This is a genomic window from Micromonospora sp. NPDC049060, assembly GCF_040649055.1.
GTDB lineage: Bacteria > Actinomycetota > Actinomycetes > Mycobacteriales > Micromonosporaceae > Micromonospora > Micromonospora reichwaldensis.
Genome location: NZ_JBEZEV010000008.1, coordinates 98,151 through 123,622, shown reverse-complemented (window position 1 = coordinate 123,622; position 25,472 = coordinate 98,151). Strand labels below are relative to the sequence as shown.

Sequence of the window (25,472 nt, the reverse complement as noted above, 5' to 3'; positions counted from 1 at the left end):
GGGGGAGGGGGCGCGGTCAGCGGAGGCGGCGGATGTCGCCGTGGGCGCGGTAGAAGCCGCCCCGGCCGGACTCGCGGACCTGGGTGACCAGGTAGCGCGCGCCCGGCTCGCGGATGCCCTTCGGGAACTGCACGGACCAGTCCCGGTGGTAGCCGGGGGAGACCACGTGCACCCGCAGCCGACCCCGGTCCTCGACGCACTGCACCATCACGCCGCCGTCGACGTCGCTGGTCACCTCGACCGTCGTCCAGGCCGCCGGCTCCGGCATCCGGGGCGGGGCCTTGACGTCGACCACCTCCGGCACGCTGCCGGCCTCCGCCGCCCGGATCGCCGGCTCGCTGGCGTCGATGCAGGCCAGGTGGCCGCTGGTGGTGACCACGTAGAGCCGATCCTCGTGGTACTGCATCGAGTAGGCCGAGCCGCAGCCGGTGCCGAGCTTCCACAGCCGGTTGCCGGCCGCGTCGAAGCAGTAGATCGAGGACTGGCTGTCGCCGGCGAAGACGAACCGGCCGCCCTCGGCCGTGGCGCAGGAGAAGACCGGGGCGTCGCAGCGGTAGGTGCGCTCGGCGCGGCCGTCCTTCGCCAGCCGCACCACCTCCCGGGTGCCGGTGCCCGCGAAGACCGCGTCGCGCTCCTGCCAACCGAAGAGCACCGATCCGGTACGGGTGTGCCACCGCTCCTGACCCGTCCGCCAGTCGTAGCTGGTCACCCCCTGGGAGTGGCCGTGGTAGAGCGCGTCGGCGTCGCAGCGCACCATCCACGCCGATCGGCCGCGACCCTGCCGGCGCCAGAGGAACTCGTCCTCGTGGTCGACGGCGACGATGCCGCCGCCCGCGTCGGAGACGCCCAGCACCCCGTCGTGGATGTCCAGCCAGTAGATGTCGATCTCCGGCGCGATCTCGTAGGCCACCCGGGGCACCTTGCCGGACAGGTCGTAGACGTTGCCGTCGTCGCAGCCCGCGTAGATCCAGGCGTCGTCGGCGACGATGCACTTCACCCCGTCGGGGAGGCGGACCTGGTCGAGCACCCGGGCGTCGTGGCCGAGCGTGGTGATGACCCCGCGCTCGTTGCCGACCATGCAGCTCTGCCCGTCGACGAAGATGCCGAAGGCGGGGGCGCCGGAGTCGTAACGCCACAGCACCGGGGCGGTGCGGGCGGTGGAGCGGGTGCTGACGATCTGCCGCCGGGAGACGGCGCGCTTCTGCCGCACGCCGCGCACGGCCGGGGCGTACCCCTTGCGGACCTTCTCGCCGATCTTCTTCGCCGCCGCCGCGCGGGCCTTGGCGTTGTCGGCGTAGGCCGTGGTCTTGACCTGGCCCTGGTCGCCGATCCGGCCGTAGCGGACGGTCAGCGCGGCGTCGTCGACGACGACCTCGTAGAACTTGTGCGCACCATCCGCTTCGGACAGTTCGAGGTAGGTCGTCTCCTGCGGCATGGGGGCCTCCGAGGGGGGGGTCAGCGACCGGCCTGGCGTGACCGGTGGGGCGCGAGCGGGCACACGCTAACGGCCACCCCCGACACGCACGCAAGGAAGGGCCCCTTCCCATCGCGTACGCGACAGGAAGGGGCCCTTCCGCATACCTGACGCTCAGCGGCCGACGGCGGCCAGGGCGTCGACGGCCTTGCGGGCGGCGATCAGCACCGGGTCCCAGACCGGGGCGTACGGCGGGGCGTAGCCCAGGTCGAGCGCGGTCATGTCGTCCACCGTCATGCCGTTCCACAGCGCCACCGCGAGGGTGTCGATCCGCTTGGCCGCCTCGGACCAGCCCACGATCTGCGCCCCGAGCAGCCGCCCGCTGGGCTTCTCCGCGATCAGCTTCACCGTCATCGGCCGGGCGCCCGGGTAGTAGCCGGCGCGGTTGGTCGACTCGGCGATCACCGAGACGAACTCGAACCCCGCCGCCGCGGCGTCCTTCTCGCGCAACCCGGTGCGCCCGACCTCCAGGTCGCAGACCTTGGTGACGGCGGTGCCGATCACCCCGGCGAAGGTGGCGTACCCGCCGCCGATGTTGATGCCGGCGACCCGGCCCTGCTTGTTGGCGTGGGTGCCCAGCGGCACGTGCACCGGCAGCCCGGTCACCCGGTGCACCGTCTCCACGCAGTCGCCGGCGGCCCACACGTCCGGCACTCCCTGCACCCGCATCCTGCGGTCCACCCGGATGCCGCCGGTGGTGCCCAGCGGCAGCCCGGCCGCCTCCGCGAGCGCGGTGTTGGGGCGTACGCCCAGACCGAGGACGACCACGTCGGTGGGGATGGGGCCCTCGGCGGTGACCACGGCGGACACCCGGCCGTCGGTCTCCTCCAGGCCGGTCACCCCGAGGCCGGTGCGGATGGTGACGCCGATGCCCCGCATCGCGTCCGTGACGAGCTCGGCCATGTCCGGGTCCACGGTGGCCATCGGCTGCTCGGCCTGCTCGACCAGGGTGACGGCGAGCCCGCGCTGGATCAGCGCCTCGGCCATCTCCACGCCGATGTAGCCGCCGCCGATCACCACCGCCCGACGCGGCCGGGGCTCGGCGTCCAGCCAGTCGCGCAGCGCGGCGCCGTCGTCGAGGGTCTGCATCCCGAAGACCCCGCCGGCGTCGGTGTCCGCCCAGCCGGGCTTCTTGGGCACCGCCCCGGTGGCGTACATCAGGGTGTCGAAACGCTCCCGGACCTCGCCGCCGCCTTCGAGGTCCCGCGCGACGACCTCGCGCCGGTCGAGGTCGATGCCGGTCACCTCGTGCCGGAGCCGGACGTCGATGTCGAACTTCTCCCGGAACGTCTCCGGATCGCGGGCGATCAACTGGTCCCGTTCGGGCACCAGCCCGCTGATCCAGTACGGGATGCCGCACGCCGAGTACGACGTGAAGTGCCCCCGCTCGAAGGCGACGATCTCCAGGTCGCCGCGGTCCCGCCGGCGTCGCGCCTGCGACGCCGCCGCCATTCCCGCGGCGTCCCCACCGATGACGATCAGCCGTTGCGCCACGTTCACCATCCTGTCACGAGCGGCCCGCGCCACGGGTCTGCCGGGCGACGTCCTCCACCACGTCCACGAGCCTGCCGGTACGCGCGAAGACGGCGCGCTGCCGGGCCGCCCCGGTGCCGTGCCGGCGCAGCCCCGCGACGAGCCCGGTCACCTCGTCGAGGTCGCCGTGCCGTTCCAGCGCCGGGCGCAGCCGCTCGATCAGCTGGTCGAACAGCTCCCAGGCCGGCCGCAGCTCGCCGTCGGTCAGGTCGACGCCGTCCCCCTCCAGCCCGTCGTGGGCCGCCCGCCAGTGCGCGGCGACCAGCAGGTGGTGGTCGGTACGCAGGGCCGGCCGCCCGGCGGCGATGTCGTCCATCGCGGTCGCCACCATGGCCCGGACCAGCGCGGCGACGAGCACCGCGTCGTCCACCGACGGGCAGACGTCGCCGATGCGGATCTCCACCGTCGGGTACTTGGCCGACAGGCGGGCGTACCAGTAGAGCATCCCCTCGTCGAGCATCACGCCGCTGGCGATCAACTGCCGGATCAGCCGTTCGTAGTGCTCGTGGGACTCCAGGTACGGGGTGGGCGCCACCGACGGCCAGCGCTCCCACTCCACCGACCGCCAGCTCGCGTACCCGGTGTCCTCGCCCCTGGCGAAGGGGGAGTTGGTGGTGGCCGCGTGCAGCACCGGCAGCCAGGGCCGGACGTGGTTGAGCACCTGCACGCCGGTCTCCGGGTCGGGCACCCCGACGTGCACGTGCATGCCGTTGTTGCCGGGGCCGGGGACCAGCAGGCGGAACCGCTCGATCATCCGGTCGAAGCGGGGCTTGTCGACCACCGGCGGCACGGGACCGTCGACCGGCCCGGTGCCGATGGCGAGCAGCCGTACGCCGGCCCGCTCGGCCGCGTCGGCGAGCGCGGCCCGCAGCACGCCGAGGGAGTGCCGGATCGAGGAGAGTTCCAGGCCGGGCGGGCTGCCGATCTCGATCTGGCTGGTCTGGAACTCCCGCTCCACCTGACCGCGCAGCTCGGGCGGCACCTGCTCCATGACGAGGTCGACAGCGGGCACCGCGGCCCCGGTGTGCGGGTCGACGAGCAGGAACTCCTCCTCGACACCCACCGTGAGCAGGTCGGTCCCCTCGGCCGTACCGCTCGGAGCCTCCGCCACCTGGCCGGTCATCGTCACCACCGTCCGTTCGCGCCCGGCAGCGGTCCGTCCGCGCGGGGTCGGTCAGTGGTTACCCACCGTGCGGAGGCGGAGAAACGCGCCCCGGCGTGTCGCCCACCGCGTACCCGCAAGGGCGATCACACCGCGGGTCACCGTGACCCGCGGTCCGCGCCGTCGCGCACCAGGGCGCGGACGCGGCGCAGCGTGGCGTCCGGGGCCAGGATGGCCTCCCGCCACCGGTCCAGGGTCCGGCGCAGGTCCCAGACCGTCGCCCGCAACTGCCGTTCCTGCTCGCGGGCCGAGTCGAGCTGTGCCCGGGCGAGCAGCGCGGCCTCCTCCAGCTCGGCGACCCGGGTGCGCAGCGGCTGCACCAGCGTGAGGGCGGCGTCGGTGAGGGTGTCGGCGGCGTCCGCCTTGAACTTGCCCCGCTGCACGATGACGGTGGCGATGACGGCGAGGCCGCCGGTCCCCCCGAGCACGCCGAGGACCGAGAGCAGGACCTGCACCCAGTGCGGGGCGGCCGGCGCCGTGGTGTTCACAGCCCACCCCTGGCGGAGAAGGTGCCCCCGACGTCCACCCCGGCCAACCGGGTGGCCTGACCGGCCAGGGCCAGCCGGCGCAGGTCGAGCGCGATCTGGACGGCGCGCCACACGGAGCCGACGGCCACCGCGACGATGAACGCCATCGCCGCGACCCCCTGCGCGCCGGCGACCACCGCCAGGGCGACGGCGTGCATGCCGGTGATCGTGCCCAGCACGAGCACCGACGCGAGTTCGATGCCGAGGCCGGTGGAGAGCCGGCCCGGCCAGAGCACGCCCAGCAGCCCGGCGACGCCGGCCACGATGAGGCCCGACTCCCACCCCGCCTGGATGGGTCCCGGCATGGCCATCTCCACCGACTGCGGCCGGGCGTCGAGGACGATCAGGAGGACCCCGCACACGGGGGCGGTCGCCATGATGGCGATCTCGAAGGGCTGGTGCCTCGATCGGATTCGGTTGTGGGGCACGGCAGCTCCTCAGAATGGCCCGCCACCTCGTCGAGGCGGCCCGTCGGCCGGGGCGGGCGCCCGGTGCCGACGGTGTACCGGGAGGACCCGCTCCCACCGCCCGGTTCGGCGTGGCATCCCGACGACGCGGAAGCACACCGGTGACCGAGAAGGACGACACACCGACGTCGGCTGTCGACGCACCCAAGTCGTACCACTTCCGCCGCGCCTCCGTCCACCCCGGACCTGTCGTATAAGCGCAGGTCAGAGCGGGTGCAGGGGGCTCGTTGCGCGAAGTGGGCCGGGTGGCGTGACAGCGGGTCCTAGGCTGGTCGGCGTGCCAGGGCTGCTGGGGATCGTGCTGGGGACGTGGGCGTACGCCCTCGCCCACCTGACCCTGCTCGCCGACCGCCCGGCCGGGCTGCTCGCCGGGGCCGCGCTCGCCGCGGTGGCACTGCTCGCCGTCGCGCTCGCGGCGCACGCGGCCGGCGTCGTCGACACGCCCCGGGCCGGCCGTGCCGCCGCCCTGCGGGCCCGGGCCCGCCGCCGTCGGGTGCCGCGGCAGGTCGACCCGGACGCCGCCGGGCGTCCCCGTCCCCGCGCGCCCGGGCCGTTCCCCTCGGCCGCGTAGCACCGCCGCGCGGCCGATTCCGCCGCCATCCGCCCGTCCGGCGACCCGCCTTCCCGCCGGACCGGCACCCGGAATCGGACCGAGGGGTCACCCATGCTCGCCTTCGCACCTCTGCACGCCGCCGTCGGCGCCGCCGGCCGCGCGCTCACCTGGTTCACCACCCTGCTGGAACCGCTGGCCGGCGACGCGGCCACGGCCGCCGCCATCGTCGCCCTCACCGTCGTCGTCCGGTTGCTGATCTCGCCGCTCACCCTCATGCAGGTCCGCGGGGAGCGGCGCCGCGCGGCGCTCGCCCCCGAGGTCCGCGAGCTTCAGCGGCGGTACGCGGACGACCCCACCCGGTTGCAGGGCGAACTGTTCGCGCTCTACCGGGCCAACGGCGCCAGCCCGGTGGCCGGCTGCCTGCCGCTGCTGCTCCAGGCCCCGTTCCTGCTGGTGATGTACCGGCTCTTCACCACCGCCGAGGGCGGCACCGGGCTGCTGGCCGAGCGCCTGGCCGGTGTGCCGCTGGGCCACCACCTCGGCGACGGGGCGGTCGGCGGCGCGCTGCCGCTGTTCGGCGCCCTGCTGGCGGCCCTGCTCGTTCTCGCCTGGTGGACGTCGCGACGGATGCGGCGCGCGGCGGCGGCGACGGGAACGGTGGCCGGTACGCCGACCGAGGGGCCCGGCGCAGCGGTGCTCGGCCGGCTGCTGCCGCTGCTGCCGTACACGACGGTGCTGGTGGCGCTGGTGCTGCCGCTGGCCGCGGTGATCTACCTGGTCACCACCACCGCCTGGTCGGCGGGGGAGCAGGCGGTGCTGCGCCGCCCACGGCCCGAGCCGGCCCGCATCGATGAGCGTTGACATCTGCGGAGCCGGCACGTACAACTCCTGTGAGAGCGCTCTCTCGCCCGTCCCCGCAGAGAGGCACGTCAATGACACATGCCCCGGCGGCGCCCGCCGCCCTGCCCCCGCGACGCCGGCTGACCCTGGCGTTGGCCCTCCTCACCGCCGCCGCGACCGCGCTGGTCGGCACGACCGTGACCGCGAACGCCGCCGTCCCGGCGCCCGCGCCCGGCTGGAGCCTGGTGTGGAGCGACGACTTCACCGGTGCGGCCGGCACGCTGCCGTCCGCCGGCAACTGGATCATCGACACCGGCACCAGCTATCCCGGCGGCCCGCCGAACTGGGGCACCGGGGAGATCCAGACGTACACCAACAGCACCGCCAACGTCAGTCACGACGGCGGCGGCAACCTGCGGATCACCCCGCTGCGCGACGGCTCGGGCCGCTGGACCTCGGCCCGGATCGAGACCGTGCGCAGCAACTTCAAGCCGCCGTCCGGCGGCGTGCTGGCCATCGAGGGCCGCATCCAGATGCCGAACGTCACCGGGGCCCAGGCGTCCGGCTACTGGCCGGCGTTCTGGGCGCTCGGCTCGCCGTACCGGGGCAACTACCAGAACTGGCCGGGCATCGGCGAGTTCGACGTGATGGAGAACGTCAACGGCATCAACTCGGTCTGGGGCGTACTGCACTGCGGCGTGGCCCCCGGCGGGCCGTGCGACGAGTTCAACGGCATTGGCGCGTCCCGGGCCTGCCCCGGCAGCACCTGCCAGTCGGCCTTCCACACCTACCGGTTCGAGTGGGACGCCTCGGCCAGCCCGCAGCAACTGCGCTGGTACGTCGACGGCCAGCTCTACCACTCGGTCAGCCAGTCCCGGGTCGGCGAGCCGTACTGGTCGCAGATGACCAGCCACGCCGGCTACTTCCTGCTGCTCAACGTGGCGATGGGCGGGGCCTTCCCGAACGGGGTGGCCGGTGGCGCCACGCCGACCGCCGCCACCGTCCCCGGCCGTCCGATGCTCGTCGACTACGTGGCGGTGTACAGCCGGGGTGGCGGCACCACGCCTCCGCCCACGACCCCGCTGCCGACGACGCCGCCGCCCGGTGGGGTGCGCGACGCGTACGCGACGATCCAGGCGGAGTCGTTCAACGCGCAGAACGGGGTGCTCGTCGAGGCGTGCGCCGAGGGCGGGCAGAACATCGGCGCGCTGCGCAACGGCGACTGGGTGCGGTTCGACAACGTGGAGTTCGGGGCCACCCCGCCACGCGACTTCGTCGCCCGCGTCGCCTCCGGCGCGGCGAGCGGGGTCAGCGGGCTGGTGGAGGTGCGGCTGGACAGCCCGACCGGCCCGACGATCGGCAGCTTCGCGATCGGGAACACCGGTGGCTGGCAGAGCTGGCGCTCGGTTCCCGGCAACGTCGCCGGCCCGACCGGCCGCCGGACGGTCTACCTGACCTTCAGCAGCGGGCAGCCCGCCGACTTCGTCAACGTCAACTGGTTCACCTTCCGCCGCTGAGCCTGCTCCTGCCCGCTGAGTCCCGTGGAGCCCCCGGCCGTTGCCGGGGGCTCCTTCCGTCGGCCTGCTCTGGACAGAAACAGTTAACACTCCTAATAATAGGCGTCAATGTCGATGCCGATGGATGGCGTCCGGGTGTGGAGGGTGTCGTGAAAAGACCTAGATCTCTGGTGTTCTCGCTGGTCACAGCGGTGGTGGCGGCGCTCGGCGCGGTGTGGGTGGCGATGCCCGCGTTCGCCGCCGGGGTGTCCGCCAGCTTCGTCAAGACGTCCGACTGGGGATCGGGCTGGGAGGGGAAGTACACGATCACGAACGGCGGCGGGTCCACGGTCGACGGCTGGACCGTCGCCTTCGACCTGCCGGCCGGCACCACTCTCGGCAGCTACTGGGACGCGCTGCTGACCTCGTCGGGCCAGCGGCACACCTTCACCAACCGGTCCTGGAACGGTCGCCTCGCCCCGGGCGCCTCGGTCTCGTTCGGATTCCTCGGCGCCGGGCCGGGCTCGCCCACCAACTGCCAGCTCAACGGCGCGGCGTGCGGCGGCGGCACCAGCCCCACCACCGCGCCGCCCACCACCGCGCCGCCGACGACCGCACCACCGACCACCCCGCCACCGACCACGCCGCCCCCGACGAGCCCGCCGCCGAACACCGGCCTGCCGAAGCACATCCTCACCGGGTACTGGCACAACTTCGACAACCCGGCCGTCGAGCTGCGGCTGCGTGACGTGCCGGCCGAGTACGACGTCGTCGCGGTCGCCTTCGCCGACGCCACCGCCACCCCCGGCGCGGTCGCCTTCGCCATCGACCCCGGCCTGTCCACCGCCCTCGGCGGCTACACCGACGCCGACTTCTCCGCCGACGTGCGGACCCTCCAGTCCCGGGGCAAGAAGGTGATCATCTCCGTCGGCGGCGAGACCGGCCGGGTGGCGGTCAACGACGCCGCCTCCGCCGCCGCGTTCAGCGACAGCGTCCACGCGCTGATCCAGCGGTACGGCTTCGACGGCGTCGACATCGACCTGGAGAACGGGCTCAACCCGACCTACATGGCCCAGGCGCTGCGCTCACTGCGGGCCAAGGTGGGCGCCGGACTGATCATCGCGATGGCTCCGCAGACCATCGACATGCAGTCCCCGGCCACCAGCTACTTCAAGCTGGCGCTCGACATCAAGGACATCCTCACCGTCGTGAACACCCAGTTCTACAACTCGGGGGCGATGCTGGGCTGCGACCGCAACGCCGCGTACGCCCAGGGGACGGTGAACTTCATCGTCGCGCTGACCTGCATCCAGCTGGAGGCCGGGCTCCGCCCGGACCAGGTCGGCCTCGGCCTGCCGGCCGGTCCCGGGGCGGCCGGCGGCGGCATCGTCGCGCCCAGCGTGGTCAACGCGGCGCTGGACTGCCTGGCCCGGGGCACCAACTGCGGCAGCTTCCGCCCGCCGCGCACCTACCCGGGCATCCGCGGCGCGATGACCTGGTCGGTCAACTGGGACGTGAGCAACGGCAACACCTTCGCCCGCACGGTGGCCCCCCACCTGGACACCCTCCCCTGACCACTCCCCGCCCCTCCTGATCCCTCCCTGCCCTTCGCCGCCCGTCCACCCCGGGAGTGCGGCGGGGCGGGGCGGGGAGTCAGGGGGTGGCGTCGGCGTGGGCGCGGCGGCGACGGGTCTTCTTGATCACCCACCAGGCGATAATCACGACGAAGACGGCGATGATGCCGTAGTCGAACCACTTGCTGTACTGCTCGATCTGCTGCCAGCGGGAGCCGAGCGCGTAGCCCAGGCCGACGAAGAGCGCGTTCCAGATGCCGCTGCCCAGCGTGGTGAACACGATGAACTCCGGCAGCGGCATCCGGTTGGCCCCGGCGGGGATGGAGATCAGGCTGCGGACCACCGGCATCATCCGGCCGAAGAGCACCGCCCACCGGCCGTGTCGTTCGAACCAGCGGTCGGCCTTCTCCAGGTCGTCCAGGTCGACCAGGGGCAGCCGGTCGAGCCAGCGCTTGAGCCGGTCCTCGCCGGCAGCCGCGCCCAGCCAGTAGAGGACGAGTGCCCCGCCCAGGGAGCCGGCGGTGGCGGCGAGCCCCACCAGGATGACGTTGAACCGCCCCTCGCTGGCCAGGTAGCCGGCCATCGCCAGCACGATCTCGCTAGGGATCGGCGGGATGATGCTCTCCAGGGCGACCAGCAGGGCCACGCCGACGGCGCCGGCGGCGTCGATCACCCCCGCCACCCACCCGGTCAGGCCGCCGAGTTCGGTCGGGTCGACGTTCTCGGCGAGTGCCATCGCGATCCTTTCGGCCGGGTCCGATCAGAGACATCTACCCTGCGGTCCGGCCGCCACACCTGCCCGTGAGTCGGGCCACCCCGGGTTCATCCCTCCGGGTGCAGCGCCGCGTCGGCCGGCCCGCGCCGCCAGCCGGTGAACCGGATCCGCAGGCCCGCCCGGGTGGGGGAGCAGCAGTACGGCCCGGCCGTCGCCACCGCGTCCGGGGCCAGCGGTGCGAGCCGGACCAGCCGCCACGGCTCGTCGTCGGCGCGGGCCCGTACGGTGAGCGCGTCCCCGTCGCGGCTGACCCGGACGGTCACCTCCCGCCCGGCCCACCTCGGCACGGGGGCGACCGACCAGTCGGAGACCTCCCGGGTCACCACGGCGCCCACCTGCGGCTCGCCGTCGCTGACCTCCACCCCGGCCTTGACCCAGTTCCGGTCGTCCACCCGCACCAGCACGCCGGCCTGGTCGAACTGCTCGCCGTAGTCGAGCACGAAGGCCACCTCCATCGCCTCGCCGGCGGGCAGCGGCGCGAGCAGCGCCGGGGCGTCGTCGTGGACGAAGCCGTACGAGGTGTGCCGCCACAGGTCGCTGCCCTCGGCCGGCTGCACCAGCAACTCGCCCGCCGGCCCGTTCTCGACCCGCACCGGCTCGTTCCACCACTCACCCTCGGCCCAGTCGACCGGTCGCTCCGCGTCACCCATGCCGGCGACCGTACCGCCGTGGCCCGCCCGGACGCCGGCACGGGCCCGGTCCGCGTCGGGTGGCTGCGAGCCCGGGTGGTCGTCCGGTGTCGCGTGGCGGTGCCGTCAGCCGGCGTCACACACGTCCCGGAGGTGCTGGGCGTCGCGATCAGTCCTGGCCTGCACCACCTCGTAGTCGCTCGCGACCATGCCCGACAGGATGAAGCGCAGCTCGGAGAAGTCCTGCGACAGTGCCACCGTGGCCTGGTGAACGCCGCCCTCGGCCTGAAGGCTCGCGCCCATCATGCCCTGGTACGCGGTCGTGGCGGCGGCCTGCCGGCTCTGCCTGGTCGTACCCGAGGTCCGGTAGAACCGTTCGACGACGGCGAGCGCCTCCTCACAGCCGGCGGGTCGCAGCGGCGCCAACGACGGCAGTCGACCCGGGGCGGGCGGCCGCGGCGTCCTGGTGACCGGGTGGTCCTTCGTGGCGTCCGCCGTGGGCGTGGTCGTCCGGTCCGGCGGGGTCCGGTCGGGCCTGGCCTGGGCGGGCGTGGTCGGGTCGGGCCCCGGTGACGGCCCCGCTCCGGCTCCCTGGGCCGGCGGCGGCACGGAGGGCTCCCGTGGCAGCACGTACGTGAGCAGGGTGAGCACGGTGGCCAGCACGCCGGCGATCGCGCCCACCGCGGCCCAGTCCGGGCTGCGCGACGCGGAGCCGGCTCCGGACGGGCTGCGCCCAGATCGTTGACTGCTGATGTCTCCAATGTAGCGGCGGGCCGGTCCGAGGGCGGTCCCCGTTCTCCGCCGAGGGCTCCCGGCCCCGCAGCCGGGTCGATGCCACCCACCCTGCCGCGCACCGCGCCCGGGGCATCGGCTAGGAACGTGCCATGCCCCGCTACCTGCTCTTTCCCGGCCGTCACCACCTGTTGACCCGCTTCCAGGCCGGGTACCTCCGCCAGCTCGCGGCGCAGGGCGACGACCCCCTCGCCGACGGTGACGGCGCGACCGGGAGCGAGGACCCGGGCGGCACGACCGGGAGCGAGGACGCCGGGGGGGCGACGGTGGTGTGGGCCGTCACCTCGGCCAACCACGAGAACACCCGGCGCAACCCGGTCCCGTACCACCGGCGGGAGGCGGCGATCGAACGGTTCAGCGTGCTCGCCGGGCTCCGGTCGGTGGTGGTGCCGGTGTTCGACACCGTACCGACCGACAGGTTCGCCGAGGTGACCCTGAAGACCGTCGCGGCGTCCACGGGGTTGGAGCTGACCCCGGCGGACACGGTGGTCGCCTGCTCCACGCCGGAGGTCGCCGCGATGTACGAACGGCTCGGTTTCCGGATCGCCGGGGTGGAGGCCGACGTCAAGCCGACACCGGTCCGGCCGTGGGACGTCCTGCTGCGGCTGGCCGACGACGACCCGTCGTGGCGGGACCTCACCCACCCGGCCACCGTCGACGTGTACCGCCGCTACCGGCTCGACGACCTGGTCCGCTCCGTGGTGAACGACCCGGTGGTCGGTGACGAGGGCGGACTGACCACCACCCGCGACTACCGGACGTACGCCGAGGCGTTCAGCGACGCCGCGCAGCGCAAGTGGGACGCGGTGCGCGAGCACGTGCGACCGGGGCGGATCGTCGACGTCGGCTGCGGCGCGGGCGCCGTCCTGGAACTGGCCGACCGGGAGCCGGCCCTGCGGGAGAGCGACCTGATCGGCGTCGAGGTGGCCCGGCACCTGTTCGAGGAGTGCGTCCACAAGAAGGCACAGGGCGTCTTCGCCAACCCGAACGTCTTCTTCTATCGGCGCAACGTGCTCGGCGGGGCGGTGTTCGCGCCCCGCTCGGTGGACACCACGATGACCTTCGCGCTGACCCACGAGATCTGGTCGTACGGCGAGCGGATGGCCTCGCTGCGCCGGTTCGTGCAGGCCCTCTACGACCACACCGTGCCCGGCGGGGTGTGGATCAACAGCGACGTGTGCGGGCCGGACGGCCAGGACCGGACGGTGCACCTGCGCCTGGCCACGACGGACGGCGTCAACCCGCCGTCGCCGCGTGCCGACCTGGCGGCCCTGCCGGCAGGTGAGGTGACGGCGTACGTCGACGCGCTGTCGACCCGGGCCCGGCTGGACCAGTTCACGGTCGACTACCGGTTCCCGTTCGCGTACCGCCCGGTGGACGGGGCGGACGGCGTGGTCGAGCTGACCCTCGGCGCGGCGATGGACTTCCTCACCCGCAAGGACTACACCGACAACTGGCTGTCGGAGACGCAGGAACAGTTCTGCGGCCTGGAGTACGCCGACTGGAAGTCGCTGCTCACCGACGTCGGATTCGAGATCGACCCCGCGAGCGCGACGTCCCGCAACGACTGGATCGTCACCAACCGCCTCGCCCCGGTGGCCGCCCTCAGCACCCCGGCCGGCGAGCCGCTCGACTGGCCCGTCACCCACGTGCGCCTGATCGCCCGCCGTCCGGTCAACACCTGACGGCCCCGGCCCGGACGTCCCCGCCGCCACAGCACGGGCGCGGGGAGGACGCCGGTGACTGTCTCGTCTATCTCGTTTCCGCAGTTGTATCGATGCCGATGAGATCGCGAGGCATGGCGTGGGCAAGGAGACAGCGGGAAGGCGGCTGCGGGCGCTGACGGTGGCCGCGGCGGTCCTGTGCGGACTTGCGCTCGTGCCGGCGCAGCCGGCGGCCGCGCAGACCGGGGCCATGATCCAGCCGGTGGGCGGGCGGGTCACGGGGGTGTTGTCGAACAGGTGCGGCGCCACCGACAGCGACCACTACGGGGTGGACGTCGCGGGGAACGGTGGGATGGCGATCGGGGCCGCCTATCCGGGCACTGTCGCGTTCGCCGGCTGGACCTCCGGCGGGGGCAACTCGGTGACGCTCTCGCACGCCGGCGGCTACCAGACCCGCTACCTGCACATGGTGCAGCCGGCCTCGGTCGCGCTCGGGCAGCAGGTCGGGCAGGGGCAGGTGCTCGGGTACGTCGGCAGCACCGGCAACTCGACAGGCCCGCACCTGCACTTCGAGATCCGCCGCAACGGCGCGGTCCACAACATCGCCCTGGCGTACGCCTGCGGCGCCACGGTGACCAAGGGCGCGCCGATCAACCTTCCGTTCCCGGACCTGACGCCGGCCGGGGCCGCTCCGGACCGGTTCGCGTTCGTGAATTCGGCGGGGGTGTTGTACGCGAAGGATGGCGCGTACTCGTCGTGGCAGGCGGTCAACGCCGGTGGGGCGACGAAGGTGGTGCTGTCCGGCAACCGGATCGGTTGGGTGCAGGGCGGCAACTTTTACGCCAAGGACGGCATCCAGGGCGGGTGGCTCACCATGGCCGAGGGTGGGCAGGTCAGCGACGTCGCGGTCGGCGGCGACGACTGGTTCGCGTTCATCGGCGGCGGGAACTTCTTCGCCAAGCAGGGCGTCCACGCCGGGTGGCTGACGATGGCCGGCGGCGGGCAGGTCGGCGACGTCGACATCGCCACCTGACGGGCCGCGCCCGCCGGGCGGGCGGTGCGGGCGAGGTCGTGCCCGCACCGCCCGGCCGTCGCGCTGCCGGCCCTCCTGCCGGGCCACCGGGGAACCCGGAGCGCCGGGCCCGGTGTTTGCGGGGAGCCGGGATCGGAGACATTAGCCCGGCATGGCTGACAGGTGGTACTCGGAGGCGGTCGTCTACTGCCTCGACATCGACACGTACGCGGACTCCGACGGCGACGGGGTCGGCGACATCCGGGGGCTCATCGGCCGGCTGGACTACCTCGCCCGGCTGGGCGTGACCTGCCTCTGGCTGCACCCCATCCACCCGTCGCCCAACCGCGACGACGGGTACGACGCGACCGACTTCTACAACATCGACCCGCGCTTCGGCACCCTCGGCGACTTCGCGGAACTGCTGCACCAGGCGCAGAACCGTGGCATCCGGATCATCATCGACCTGGTCGTGAACCACACGTCGAACGAGCACCCGTGGTTCCAGTCCGCCCGCTCCTCGCCGGACTCGCCGTACCGTGACTGGTACGTCTGGGCCGACCACGAGCCGAGCGACCGGCACCAGGGCATGGTCTTCCCCGGCGAGCAGCACGAGACGTGGACCTACGACCGGACCGCCAAGGCCTGGTACTACCACCGGTTCTACAAGTTCCAGCCGGACCTGAACTTCACGAACCCCGCCGTCCGCGAGGAGATCAAGAAGATCGTCTCGTTCTGGCTCCAGCTCGGCGTCTCCGGCTTCCGGATGGACGCGGTGCCGTTCATCATCGAGCTGACCGAGCCGGGCAACCCGAACTCGCCGAAGGACTTCGAGTTCCTCACCGAGCTGCGCCAGCACGTGCAGTGGCGCCGGGGCGACGCCGTCCTGCTCGCCGAGGCCAACGTCGAGCCCGACCAGCTGCCGACCTTCTTCGCCGACAGCGGCGGCTCGGGCAACCGCCTGCACATGCTCTTCGACTTCATGCTCAACGGGCGCCTGATGCTGGCCCTGGCCCGGCAGGACCCGGAGCCGATCATCGAGGCGCTGCGGGACACCCCGGCGCTGCCCGAGGGCGGGCAGTGGGCCACCTTCCTGCGCAACCACGACGAGATCGACCTCTCCCGGCTCACCGCCGAGCAGCGCAACCAGGTGTACGAGCAGTTCGGCCCCGACGAGAACATGCGCATCTACGACCGGGGCATCCGCCGCCGGCTCGCCCCGATGCTCGGCAACGACCGCCGCCGCATCGAGCTGGCCTACGCGTTGCAGTTCTCGCTGCGCGGCACGCCGGTGCTGCGCTACGGCGAGGAGATCGGCATGGGGGAGGACCTGTCGCTGCCCGGCCGGGAGGCGATCCGCACCCCGATGCAGTGGTCCTACCAGCCGAACGCCGGCTTCTCCACGGCCGACCCGGAGAAGCTGATCCGCCCGGTGATCGACAAGGGCGAGTTCTCGTACGAGAAGGTCAACGTGACCGCCCAGCGCAGCGACCAGAAGTCGCTGCTCGCCTGGTTCGAGCGGATGATCCGTACGCTGCGCGAGGCCCCCGAGGTGGGCTCGGGCTCGACCACCCACATCGACGTGGCCATGCCGCCGGGCGTGCTGGCGCACCGGGCCGACGGGCGGACCGGCACGATGCTCTTCGTGCACAACCTCGGCACCACCGACGCCGAGGTGGACCTCAGCATGCTGGAGCCGGAGGCGGACCTGCCCATCGACGTCCTCGCCGACCGCAACTACGGCGAGGTCGGCAAGCTGGACCGGCTCAAGGTGGCCGGCTACGGCTACCGGTGGATCCGCCTCTGCCGGGGTCGCGGCCTCTGACCCGGCCGCCGCGTCGACGGCCGTCCGCCCACCCCGGCGGACGGCCGGTCACTCCCGCCAGCCGGCCAGCTCGACCCCCTTGGCGATCTCGACCCGGAAACCCATGGCGATCTCGCCGCTCTCGCCCGGCCCGAGCCGGAGCCGCCAGGTCAGCTCGCCCAGCTCGGTGCGCTCGGCCGGGGGCGGGACGAGGGTGGACTCCCGCACCACCACCGCCTCGTCCCGGGACACCGGCAGCTGGTCGCGCACCTCCACGCTCGCCGGCCGGGGCGTGTGGTTGGCCACGCTGATCCGGTACTCCACGTCCCGCCGCCGGGTCGAGCCGAGCGTGGCCCGGGTGTCGGCGCGCCGGCCCAGCTTCCGCTCCACCCGTACCCGGTCGTCCACGCCGAGCGCCAGTTCGGTCTCCTCGCCGGGCGCCCACACCGGCAGCCGGGTGGCCGCGACGAAGTCGGCGCCGTGGAAGACCGCCGCCGGGCCGGGGAGCAGCGTGTGCGACGAGGTGTTGCGGACCGTCGCACGCAGGTGCGCCTCGGTCGCGCGGACCGGCACGGTCACGTGGTCCAGCCGGGCCGGCAGCTCCAGCACGGCGATGGTGGCCCGGTGGGCGCTGCCGTCCGCCGGCACCGCGACCGGGCGGGCCGGCCGGTAGGTGGCCGCCGTGACCCCCTGCTCGACGGTGGCCACGCTCTCGCGCATCTCGGGGCGCGGCGCGCCGGACCGGGCCACGGCCCCGGCGGGCGGACCGGCGGGTGCCGCGGGTGCCGGCATCGCGCCGAAGCTGGCCGCCCTCGGCATCGGCGGCGGCACCGGCCGGAGCCGGTCGAGATACCAGGGCGTCAGTTCGGGTACGCGGGTCGCCGCCGCCGGCCGGGCCGTCGAGAGTTCGAGTACGCACTCCGGCCAGTCCTCGCCGGTGTCCTGACTGACCAGCCCGAACCAGGTGACGGTCATGGTGTCGTCGACCAGCCGCAGATCGTAGGAGGGCTGCCAGCGGGCCCCGTCGACCAGGTAGCTCAGCTCCAGGTCCAGCTCGTCGTCGTCGGCGTCCACCGAGACTGTCACCTCGGCGACCAGCTGGTCCGGTCTCCGCTTGCCGCGCGTGGCGTCCAGTTGCCGCTCGACGGCCGCCAGCTCCTCGGTCAGGTCGGTACGCTGCCGGGCCAACGTGCGACGACGGCGCTGGGAGTCGGCGAGCTGACCGGCGACCGAGTCGGCGAAGGTGGCCACGTCGGTCGGGGCGGCGTCACCGGAGGCCAGCGCGCGGGCGTACGTGCCGCCGGCCCGGTCGGCCAGCCGGGTGAGGAACTGCCCCCGCTGCGTCTCGACCTCGCACGCGTCGTCGACCTCGGCCAGCGCGTCGGCCAGTTCCCGGCTCCGCTGCTCCAGCTCGTGGACCTGCCCGTCGGTGCTGCGCGGCTGCCGCCACGTGGTGACGTCCACGCCGAGCACGGTGGCGGCGCCCCGCCCGCCGACCCGCAGCGAGTCCCGCCGCAGGCCCACCGGCAACGGTGCGACGCGTACGCGGTGCTCACCGGCGGCCAACCGGGTGCTGCCCCGACGGGTGACCCGGGCCCGGTCCGGATAGACGGTGACCCCGACGACGGGTGCTTCGATCTCGACTGCCTCCACGGCGGCGAGAGTAGCCGGGCGATGCTCGTGACCGGCGTCCCGCGCCGGGCCAGCGTCGGCGTACGGCTGGGTTAAGCTCCTTCGATCGAGCGTAAGTTACCGGGAGGTAGGCATGTCGGAGGAGCAGCGGGTCGCCATCGTCACGGGCGCGGCGCGGGGGATCGGGGCGGCCACCGCCCGGCGGCTGGCGGCCGACGGCCTCGCGGTCGCCGTGGTCGACATCGAGGAGTCGGCGACGAAGGAGACCGTGGACGCGATCGTGGCGGCCGGCGGCCGGGCGCTCGGCGTCGGCGCGGACGTGTCCGACCGGGCCCAGGTCGAGGCGGCCGTGGCGCGGGTCGCCGCCGAGCTGGGCGCCCCGACGGTGCTGGTCAACAACGCCGGCGTGCTGCGCGACAACCTGCTGTTCAAGATGACCGACGCCGACTGGGACACGGTCATGGGCGTACACCTGCGCGGCGCGTTCCTGTTCAGCCAGGCCGCCCAGAAGCACATGGTCGAGGCGAAGTGGGGCCGGATCGTCAACCTCTCCAGCACCTCGGCGCTGGGCAACCGGGGCCAGGCGAACTACGCCGCCGCGAAGGCCGGCCTCCAGGGCTTCACCAAGACCCTCGCCATCGAGCTGGGCCCGTTCGGGGTGACCGTCAACGCGGTCGCGCCCGGCTTCATCGTCACCGACATGACCGCCGCCACCGCCGCCCGGATGAAGGTCGACTTCGAGGCGCTCCAGAAGCACGCCGAGTCGGAGATCGCGGTACGCCGGGTCGGCCGCCCCGAGGACGTCGCGCACACCATCTCGTTCCTGGCCAGCGAGGGCGCCTCCTTCGTCTCCGGCCAGGTCATCTACGTGGCCGGCGGCCCCAAGGACTGACCCCACGACCGGTGCCGTCGATCATGCGGTTGTGGTGTCCCGCGGAAGTGGCGAAAGTGGCCGTAACGGGCGCCATGACTGCATGATCGACGCCGAGGGGGCCGGGCGGGGCGGGGGCCGGCCGTCAGGCCGCCGGGGCGGGGCGGGTGCGCCAGAGCCAGAGCAGGCCGAGCACCGGCAGGACCAGCGGGATGTAGCCGTACCCGCTGCCGAACCGCGACCAGACCGTCTCGTCGGGGAAGAGCTCCGGGTCGGCGAGGCTGAGGGCGCCGACGCCGAGCACCCCGACCAGCTCCACGGCGCAGCACGCGAGGGCGACGCGCCGACCTGCGGCGCCGGCGCGGGCCAGCCCCACCGCCGCGACGATGTAGATGGCCGCGGCGAGGGCCGAGAGCAGGTACGCCACGGGCGCCTCGTCGAACTTCGTGGCGATCTGAAGGCCCGCGCGGCTCGTCGCGGCGATCGCGAAGAGCAGGTAGACCGCGATCAGCAGCCGCCCCGGGCCGGCGTTGGTCCGCGTCGCCTCCGGGGTGCGTACGTCAGCCACCCAGCACCTCCCAGGTCTGCTGGAGCCGTACGACGACCACCGGCGTGACCAGGCAGACCGCGCAGACGATCGCCGAGCCCCAGCGCGTGGGCTCCATCCGGGCCAGCACCCAGGCCAGCGGCGGCAGGCAGACCACCGTGGCGACGTACCCGAAGAAGGCCCCCGGCTCGCCCGGCCGCTCGCCGCCGCCGATGGCCACCAGCGCCACCGCCGCGAGCGCGAGCAGCGCCACCTCCAGCACGGCCAGGCCGGCGAACTGCACCCGGTCCGGTGCGCGGTGCCGCAGCGTGGCGACCAGCGCCCACGCGGCGACGAGGAGCGACAGCACGATCGAGGCGGTCGCGAGGAGCCCGTCCACCGGCGAACCCGCCGACGCCGCGCTGGTCATCGGGGTCGTCCGGGGTGTGTCTCGGTCACCGGCACAGCCTACTAACCCGCGTAGTACACCCCGTCACCCGCCGCCTCCTGTCAGGGGTCCGGCCTCCGTCCGTCCCGGCTCTCGGTGGTCCGAGGGCGTCGGGCCAGCGGGCGTGGGAGCGTGTTCCGCCGAGGCGGCGACGAATGTCGTCAGAGGACAGTGGGGTACCCCTATTGACCCCTACTCGCGGGTAAGCGGAACGTCGCGGACCGTTATTCTCGGGCCATCGTCGCCACATTCGGACGGCACGTTCGTCTGACGGAGAGGATCGCCATGTCGCTGCCCACCATCCCCCCGGCGCTGAGCGTGGTGATGCCGACCTACCAGGATTCGCAGTGCCTCGCGCTGACCCTGCGGGCGCTGACCCGGCAGACGCTGCCGCCGGAGCGCTTCGAAGTGATCGTGGTCCGGGACGGTGGATCGTCCGACGGGTACGCCGAGGCCCTCGCCGAAGGTGCCGGCCTCCGCCTGCGCGTGGTGGAACTTCCCCGGCGCAAGGGCCGCTCCACCGCCCGCAACGAGGGGGCGCGGGCTGCCACCGCACCCCTGCTCGTCTTCCTCGACGCCGACTCGTGGGCCGTGCCCGACCTGTTGGAGAGGCACCTGGCGTGGCACGGCACGCCCGGCAACGCGGCGGTGCTGATCGGCCGGCGGGACGAGATCGGCCTGGCGGACCTCCCGGCCGTGCTGGCCGGCGAGTCGGACACGATCGCGCGTGCCTTCCCGCACGGTGGCGACCTGCGGTTCGCGACGGGACTCCCGGACGACGGCGGCGACTGGCTGCGGGCCGGCTGGGTGATCGCCTACACGCACAACATCTCGCTCTCCACCTCGCTCTTCACGAAGGTCGGTGGCTACCGCGAGGCGTTCGGTCTGAGCTACGGCGTGGAGGACGTCGAGCTGTTCTACCGCGTGGACCGGAGCCTGCCGGACGGCGTCAACTTCGGCTACGACGACGAGGCCAGGGTCGTCCACCTGCCGCACCACAAGAACATCACCCGCAACTGGATGGAGATGAAGGCCAACTTCCAGCAGGCGGCCAGGTTGTACCCCTGCCTCGAGTGGGAGTTCCTCACCGCGGTCATGGGGTACGAGGCGATCCGGCGGATCCTGTACTACCGGTCGCTCGTCGACGAGTGCGTCGAGCGCTCGGCCTGCGCCATCGGGCCCGCCGTCGCGCGCCTCGCCGGCAAGTTGCGGGGACCCAAGGCGCTCTGGATCGGCACCGGCCGCGCCGAGGCGAGGCTGCCCGCCTCGGCGCTCACCTACGACTACTCCGCTCCCGTCGGGCCGGCCAACTTCCACCTGCTCGGCGTGGCCCCACCCATGCCGGCGGGCAGCATGGACGCGGTCGTCAGCGTCGACTTCTGGCGGTACCTGCTGTGGCCGGAACTCTGCCAGTTCATCTCCGCCTCGGTGCAGCTGGCCGGCGAGGTCCACCTGGTCGCCACCGCCGACGCGACGCCGGGGATGTGCGCCGCCGACCCGCAGACGCTGGACTACCTGCGCCAGGCACAGGCCGCCGAGTACGTGGCCGAGCTGCGCGCGGTCGAGGGGCTCGGTGACGTGCTGACACTACTGGCCCGTCAGCCCGTGCCCGGCGCCGCGCGCCGGGTGCCCGGCCAGGTTCCCGCCAGGACACGACCCACGGCACTGGCGCCGGGGCGTCCCCCGGCGAGGTAGCAGATCGACGGTGCGGCCGGGCCCGACGTGCGGGTCCCGGCTCGCTGCACCGTGCCCGGATCCGTCGCTACAGCCGGAAAGGCGAGCATCATGCGCGTACTGTTGTCGACCCTCGGGTCACGCGGCGACGTCCAACCACTGGTGGCGCTGGCATCGCGGTTGAAAGCTCTCGGCCTGCAGGTTCGCCTCTGCGCCCCACCGGACTTCGCCCGGTGGGTGGCCACCTTCAAGATCCCCTTCGTGCCCGTCGGCCCGCCCTGGCGCAGGTCGGCGGCGCCCAGGCCGCGGGCCGCCGTACCCCGCCCGTCGCCGGCGCAGGTGCGTCAACTGGCGGAGTCCTCCATCGGCATCCAGTTCGAGGTGCTGTCGGCGGCGGCCCGGGACTGCGACGCCGTCGTCGCGTCGACCGGCCTCCAGATCGCCGCCCGCACCGTGGCGGAGAAGCGGGGCATACCGTACGTCTTCACGGCGTTCTGCCCGGCGGCCCTTCCCTCACCGCACCACGCTCCGCTGCCGCTGCCCGCCCTCGGGGAGGCGCCCGCGCCCGCGTCCGCGGACAACCGCGAGCTGTGGGCCGCCAACCAGCGGCACGTCAACGACACCTTCGGCGCGCCGCTCAACGCGCTCCGGGCGACGATCGGACTGGTTCCGGTCGAGGACGTCAGCGCCCACATCCACACCGACCAGCCGTGGCTGGCGGTCGACCGGACGCTGGCGCCCTGGCCGGACGCCGCCGACCGGACCGTCTACCAACCGGGCGCCTGGCTCCTGCCGGACGAGCGGGCGCTGCCACCCGAGTTGACGGCCTTCCTGGATGCCAGCGACGAGCCGTGCGTCTACGTCGGATTCGGCAGTGTCGCCGCACCCCCGGGCCTGCTGGAGACGGCCGTCCAGGCGGTGCGCGCGGTCGGCTGCCGCCTGGTCGTCTCCCGGGGCTGGGCGCCCCTCTCGCTTGCCGTCCGGGCGCCCGACTGCCTGGTCGTCGGCGAGGTGAACCAGCAGGAGCTGTTCAAGCGGGTGGCCGCGGTGGTCCACCATGGCGGCTCGGGCACCACGACCACGGCCGCGCGGGCCGGGACGCCGCAGGTAGTCATCCCGCAGGTCTACGACCAGCACTACTTCGCGCGCCGCGTGTCCGCGCTCGGCATCGGCGGCGCACACTCCGGCGCGGTACCGACCGTCGAGTCGCTGACCGCGGCTCTCAGCGCCGCACTGCGGCCCGAGGTGGCCGCCCGCGCCCGGGCGTTCGCCGCCACGATCAGCCCCGACGGAGCCCAGCTCGCCGCGGAGCGGTTGACCACCGCCCTGCGGAGCTGAGCACCCGGTCGCCGGCGGGTCAGCCGTGACGACCCGCCGGCGGGTGCGCACGTGCCGGCCGGGCGGGCACCGGGAAGGGGGCGGCGCGCGGCCGAACAACCAGCCGCCACCTGACCACCGTGCGGGCGCGCCGACGACATCCGGCACAGGGCGCGGCGTGGCGCATGGCCGCGGGTACCGTGGTGTGACGCGACGACGGTGGAGGTGCTCGTGGTGCGGTTCGGGTTGTTCGGCACCGGTCACTGGGCGGCCGAGACGCACGCCGCGGCGCTGCACGCGCACCCGGGGGTCGCGTTCGCCGGCGTGTGGGGCCGGGACCCGCGCAAGGCCGCGGCCCTGGCCGAGCGCTACGGGGTGCCGGCGTTCGACGACGCCGACGCGCTCATCGACGCCTGCGACGCGGTCGCCGTGGCCCTCCCGCCGGACGTCCAGGCCGGCATCGCGGTCCGCGCGGCCACCGCCGGCCGTCACCTGCTGCTGGACAAGCCGCTCGCGTTGACCGTCGCCGACGCCGACCGGGTGGTCGACGCCGCGCAGGCGGCGGGCGTCGCCTCGGTGGTCTTCTTCACCGGTCGCTACCGGCCCGACGTGGCCGCCTTCCTCGCCTCGACGGCCGCCGTCGGCGGGTGGCACACCGCCAGGGCGCTCTGGTTCGCGTCCATCTTCCAAGCCGGCAGCCCCTACGGGGCCTCGCCCTGGCGCCGGGAGCACGGCGCGCTGTGGGACATCGGCCCGCACGCGCTGTCGTTCGTCCTGCCGGTGCTCGGCCGGGTCACCCGCGTCGCCGCGATGGACGGGCCGAACGGGCTCGTCAACCTGCTCCTCACCCACGACGGGGGCGCCACCAGCACGGTGTCGCTGACCCTGGACGGCCCGCAGGAGGCGGTGGCCCGGGAGTTCGTCTTCTACGGCGAGAACGGCGTCGAGACCGCTCCGGCGGGCCAGGGCGACGCGGCGACCGCCCTCGGGGTGGCGATCGACCAGCTGCTGGAGGAGATCGGCTCGGGCACCCGGGACCACCGCTGCGACGTGCGCTTCGGCCGCGATGTCGTGGCCGTGCTCGCCGCCGCCGAGACCGCCCGCGCCGAGGGGCGCACCGTTGACCTGCCGAGCTGAGGTCAGGCCAGCGGGTTGAGGGCCTCGCTCAGCTCGGCGGGGGAGTCGAACTCCTCCGCCGGCAGGGCCCGGAGCGTCTGGAGCATCGCCGTGCTGACCCCGTTCTCCTGGCCCCAGCGGACCAGGTCCTCCCGGGAGACCGGGTAGTCGAGCCCGGCCAGGTACTCCTGCAACTGCACGCCGGTGACGGTCATGCCGGCGGCCTACCCGCTCAGGCCGCCGGCACACGCCCGCCGATCGACGTTCGGCGGTTTGCTCCGGCGGCGCGCCGGGTAGCCGCCGGCATGCTGGTTCAGCGGCTCGGCGCGCCGAGCGACTTCGACCCGTTGCTGGAGCGCGTCCGGGACGCCCGGATCGTGATGATCGGCGAGGCGACGCACGGCAACTACGACTACTACCGCCTGCGCGAACAGCTCACCCGCCGGCTGATCGCCGAGTGCGGGTTCTCCTTCGTGGCCGTGGAGGGGGACTGGCCCGACTGCGACCGGGTGCACCGTTCGGTGACCGCCGCCCCGGGCGGGGCCGCCGACCCGCGCGTCGCGCTGGAGCGCTTCGAGCGCTGGCCGACCTGGATGTGGGCGAACGCCGAGGTGGCCCGCTTCTGCTCCTGGTTGCGGGCGTGGAACGTGGAGCGGCCCCAGGACGCCCGGGCCGGCTTCCACGGCCTGGACGTCTACAGCCTGTGGGAGTCCATGCAGGCGATCTTCGACTATCTCGGCGAGGAGGACCCGGGATCGCTGGAGGCGGCGCAGGACGCGTACCGCTGCTTCGAGCCGTACGGCAAGCGGGTCGAGGAGTACGGCATGGCGAGCCGGTTCGTCTCCGCCCGCTGCGAGGAGGAGGTCGTGCGCCTGCTGGCGCGTACCCGCGAACAGGCCGCCGCGGACGGTCCGGACAGCTTCTCGGCCTGGCAGAACGCGGAGGTGGTGTCCGGCGCGGAGCGCTACTACCGGGCGATGGTGGGCGGTGGGCCGGAGTCGTGGAACATCCGGGACACGCACATGACGGACACCCTGGACCGGCTGCTGGAGCGCTACGGCCCGGGCGCGCGGGGCGTCGTCTGGGCGCACAACACGCACGTCGGCGACGCCCGGGCCACCGACATGGCCGCCGACGGGATGGTCAACATCGGCCAGTTGGCCCGCGAGCGGCACGGCGCCGACGAGGTGGTCCTGGTCGGCTTCGGCGGCTACCGGGGCACGGTGATCGCCGCGCCCCGCTGGGGTTCGCCGGCCGAGGCGATGGTGGTGCCGCCGGCCCGCCCCGGCTCGGTCGAGCACCGGCTGCACGAGCTGATGCCCGAGCGGGCCGTGCTGGTCTTCGGCGGCGACGACCAGCCCGGTTGGGTCACCGGAACCGCCGACCACCGGGCGATCGGGGTGGTCTACGACCCGTCCTTCGAGTCGTGGGGCAACTACGTGCCGACCCGCCTCGGGGAGCGTTACGACGCCCTGATCTGGTGCGACGAGACCACGGCCCTGCACCCCCTCCCGGCCCTGACCACTCCCGGCGAGATGGAAACCTACCCGGCCGGCGTCTGACGCGGGCCACCCAGTCCCGGCGAT

At 73.6% G+C, this 25,472-nt stretch carries 24 protein-coding genes; 12 read left to right on the top strand and 12 right to left on the bottom strand.

Going from position 1 to position 25,472, the window contains the following annotated elements; translation table 11 throughout:
* Nucleotides 1-16: 16 nt before the first annotated feature.
* The 5 genes from AB0B83_RS06335 to AB0B83_RS06315 all read right to left on the bottom strand — a co-directional run bounded on the left by AB0B83_RS06335 (nucleotide 17) and on the right by AB0B83_RS06315 (nucleotide 5,124).
* Complete coding sequence (locus AB0B83_RS06335; RefSeq protein ID WP_357577256.1) at nucleotides 17-1,435, bottom strand: WGR domain-containing protein; 1,419 nt, start codon at nucleotides 1,433-1,435, stop codon at nucleotides 17-19.
* A gap of 153 nt (nucleotides 1,436-1,588) precedes the next feature.
* Nucleotides 1,589-2,968 (bottom strand): FAD-dependent oxidoreductase, encoded by a 1,380-nt coding sequence (locus tag AB0B83_RS06330; RefSeq protein ID WP_357577255.1) that lies wholly within the window; start codon nucleotides 2,966-2,968, stop codon nucleotides 1,589-1,591.
* A gap of 13 nt (nucleotides 2,969-2,981) precedes the next feature.
* Entirely contained in the window at nucleotides 2,982-4,130 is a 1,149-nt protein-coding gene (locus AB0B83_RS06325; RefSeq protein ID WP_357577254.1) for a glutamate--cysteine ligase, read from the bottom strand.
* Nucleotides 4,131-4,267: 137 nt separating this feature from the next.
* Complete coding sequence (locus AB0B83_RS06320) at nucleotides 4,268-4,615, bottom strand: hypothetical protein (RefSeq protein WP_357577271.1); 348 nt, start codon at nucleotides 4,613-4,615, stop codon at nucleotides 4,268-4,270.
* 38 nt (nucleotides 4,616-4,653) lie between these two features.
* Nucleotides 4,654-5,124 carry a hypothetical protein gene (locus tag AB0B83_RS06315; RefSeq protein ID WP_357577253.1) on the bottom strand — a complete coding sequence of 157 codons (471 nt, stop codon included), beginning with the start codon at nucleotides 5,122-5,124 and terminating at the stop codon, nucleotides 4,654-4,656.
* Nucleotides 5,125-5,440: 316 nt separating this feature from the next.
* Here AB0B83_RS06315 and AB0B83_RS06310 point away from each other — a divergent pair, with 316 nt between their 5' ends.
* The 4 genes from AB0B83_RS06310 to AB0B83_RS06295 all read left to right on the top strand — a co-directional run bounded on the left by AB0B83_RS06310 (nucleotide 5,441) and on the right by AB0B83_RS06295 (nucleotide 9,626).
* Nucleotides 5,441-5,734 (top strand): DUF6412 domain-containing protein, encoded by a 294-nt coding sequence (locus tag AB0B83_RS06310; protein ID WP_311413083.1) that lies wholly within the window; start codon nucleotides 5,441-5,443, stop codon nucleotides 5,732-5,734.
* A 93-nt stretch (nucleotides 5,735-5,827) separates the two neighbouring features.
* Nucleotides 5,828-6,577, top strand: coding sequence for a membrane protein insertase YidC (locus AB0B83_RS06305; protein WP_357577252.1), 750 nt, complete (start codon nucleotides 5,828-5,830; stop codon nucleotides 6,575-6,577).
* A 71-nt stretch (nucleotides 6,578-6,648) separates the two neighbouring features.
* A complete protein-coding gene (locus AB0B83_RS06300; protein WP_357577251.1) occupies nucleotides 6,649-8,073 on the top strand; it encodes a carbohydrate-binding protein in 1,425 nt (474 codons plus the stop codon).
* Between the two features lie 149 nt (nucleotides 8,074-8,222).
* Entirely contained in the window at nucleotides 8,223-9,626 is a 1,404-nt protein-coding gene (locus AB0B83_RS06295; RefSeq protein ID WP_357577270.1) for a cellulose binding domain-containing protein, read from the top strand.
* A 79-nt stretch (nucleotides 9,627-9,705) separates the two neighbouring features.
* Here AB0B83_RS06295 and AB0B83_RS06290 read toward each other — a convergent pair whose 3' ends face one another.
* From AB0B83_RS06290 to AB0B83_RS06280, 3 genes are all read right to left on the bottom strand, one after another.
* Nucleotides 9,706-10,362 carry a DedA family protein gene (locus AB0B83_RS06290; RefSeq protein ID WP_357577250.1) on the bottom strand — a complete coding sequence of 219 codons (657 nt, stop codon included), beginning with the start codon at nucleotides 10,360-10,362 and terminating at the stop codon, nucleotides 9,706-9,708.
* 86 nt (nucleotides 10,363-10,448) lie between these two features.
* The gene (locus AB0B83_RS06285; protein WP_357577249.1) at nucleotides 10,449-11,051 is read right to left on the bottom strand and encodes a DUF1349 domain-containing protein; all 603 of its coding nucleotides are present in this window, start codon (nucleotides 11,049-11,051) and stop codon (nucleotides 10,449-10,451) included.
* A 105-nt stretch (nucleotides 11,052-11,156) separates the two neighbouring features.
* On the bottom strand, nucleotides 11,157-11,711 hold the full coding sequence (locus AB0B83_RS06280) for a hypothetical protein (RefSeq protein WP_357577248.1): 555 nt from the start codon (nucleotides 11,709-11,711) through the stop codon (nucleotides 11,157-11,159).
* Between the two features lie 203 nt (nucleotides 11,712-11,914).
* Between AB0B83_RS06280 and AB0B83_RS06275 the strand changes: the two genes are divergently transcribed.
* The 3 genes from AB0B83_RS06275 to AB0B83_RS06265 all read left to right on the top strand — a co-directional run bounded on the left by AB0B83_RS06275 (nucleotide 11,915) and on the right by AB0B83_RS06265 (nucleotide 16,323).
* Complete coding sequence (locus AB0B83_RS06275; RefSeq protein ID WP_357577247.1) at nucleotides 11,915-13,507, top strand: class I SAM-dependent methyltransferase; 1,593 nt, start codon at nucleotides 11,915-11,917, stop codon at nucleotides 13,505-13,507.
* 118 nt (nucleotides 13,508-13,625) lie between these two features.
* Nucleotides 13,626-14,519 carry a M23 family metallopeptidase gene (locus tag AB0B83_RS06270; RefSeq protein ID WP_357577246.1) on the top strand — a complete coding sequence of 298 codons (894 nt, stop codon included), beginning with the start codon at nucleotides 13,626-13,628 and terminating at the stop codon, nucleotides 14,517-14,519.
* Between the two features lie 151 nt (nucleotides 14,520-14,670).
* Nucleotides 14,671-16,323, top strand: coding sequence for an alpha-amylase family protein (locus AB0B83_RS06265; protein WP_357577245.1), 1,653 nt, complete (start codon nucleotides 14,671-14,673; stop codon nucleotides 16,321-16,323).
* Between the two features lie 48 nt (nucleotides 16,324-16,371).
* Here AB0B83_RS06265 and AB0B83_RS06260 read toward each other — a convergent pair whose 3' ends face one another.
* Nucleotides 16,372-17,955 (bottom strand): DUF4139 domain-containing protein, encoded by a 1,584-nt coding sequence (locus tag AB0B83_RS06260; RefSeq protein WP_357577244.1) that lies wholly within the window; start codon nucleotides 17,953-17,955, stop codon nucleotides 16,372-16,374.
* Nucleotides 17,956-18,067: 112 nt separating this feature from the next.
* Between AB0B83_RS06260 and fabG the strand changes: the two genes are divergently transcribed.
* Complete coding sequence (fabG, locus tag AB0B83_RS06255; protein ID WP_357577243.1) at nucleotides 18,068-18,826, top strand: 3-oxoacyl-ACP reductase FabG; 759 nt, start codon at nucleotides 18,068-18,070, stop codon at nucleotides 18,824-18,826.
* A 124-nt stretch (nucleotides 18,827-18,950) separates the two neighbouring features.
* Here fabG and AB0B83_RS06250 read toward each other — a convergent pair whose 3' ends face one another.
* A complete protein-coding gene (locus AB0B83_RS06250) occupies nucleotides 18,951-19,373 on the bottom strand; it encodes a hypothetical protein (protein WP_357577242.1) in 423 nt (140 codons plus the stop codon).
* Entirely contained in the window at nucleotides 19,366-19,761 is a 396-nt protein-coding gene (locus tag AB0B83_RS06245; protein ID WP_132231162.1) for a hypothetical protein, read from the bottom strand. Before AB0B83_RS06245 ends, AB0B83_RS06250 begins: the two co-directional genes overlap by 8 nt.
* 303 nt (nucleotides 19,762-20,064) lie before the next feature.
* Between AB0B83_RS06245 and AB0B83_RS06240 the strand changes: the two genes are divergently transcribed.
* The 3 genes from AB0B83_RS06240 (at nucleotide 20,065) to AB0B83_RS06230 (ending at nucleotide 23,907) form a co-directional block, all read left to right on the top strand.
* Entirely contained in the window at nucleotides 20,065-21,474 is a 1,410-nt protein-coding gene (locus tag AB0B83_RS06240) for a glycosyltransferase family 2 protein (RefSeq protein ID WP_357577241.1), read from the top strand.
* 90 nt (nucleotides 21,475-21,564) lie between these two features.
* On the top strand, nucleotides 21,565-22,791 hold the full coding sequence (locus tag AB0B83_RS06235; protein WP_357577240.1) for a glycosyltransferase: 1,227 nt from the start codon (nucleotides 21,565-21,567) through the stop codon (nucleotides 22,789-22,791).
* Nucleotides 22,792-23,001: 210 nt separating this feature from the next.
* A complete protein-coding gene (locus AB0B83_RS06230; RefSeq protein WP_357577269.1) occupies nucleotides 23,002-23,907 on the top strand; it encodes a Gfo/Idh/MocA family oxidoreductase in 906 nt (301 codons plus the stop codon).
* Nucleotides 23,908-23,909: 2 nt separating this feature from the next.
* Here AB0B83_RS06230 and AB0B83_RS06225 read toward each other — a convergent pair whose 3' ends face one another.
* A complete protein-coding gene (locus AB0B83_RS06225) occupies nucleotides 23,910-24,101 on the bottom strand; it encodes a DUF2795 domain-containing protein (protein WP_357577239.1) in 192 nt (63 codons plus the stop codon).
* 90 nt (nucleotides 24,102-24,191) lie between these two features.
* Here AB0B83_RS06225 and AB0B83_RS06220 point away from each other — a divergent pair, with 90 nt between their 5' ends.
* Complete coding sequence (locus AB0B83_RS06220; RefSeq protein ID WP_357577238.1) at nucleotides 24,192-25,448, top strand: erythromycin esterase family protein; 1,257 nt, start codon at nucleotides 24,192-24,194, stop codon at nucleotides 25,446-25,448.
* Nucleotides 25,449-25,472: the final 24 nt, after the last annotated feature.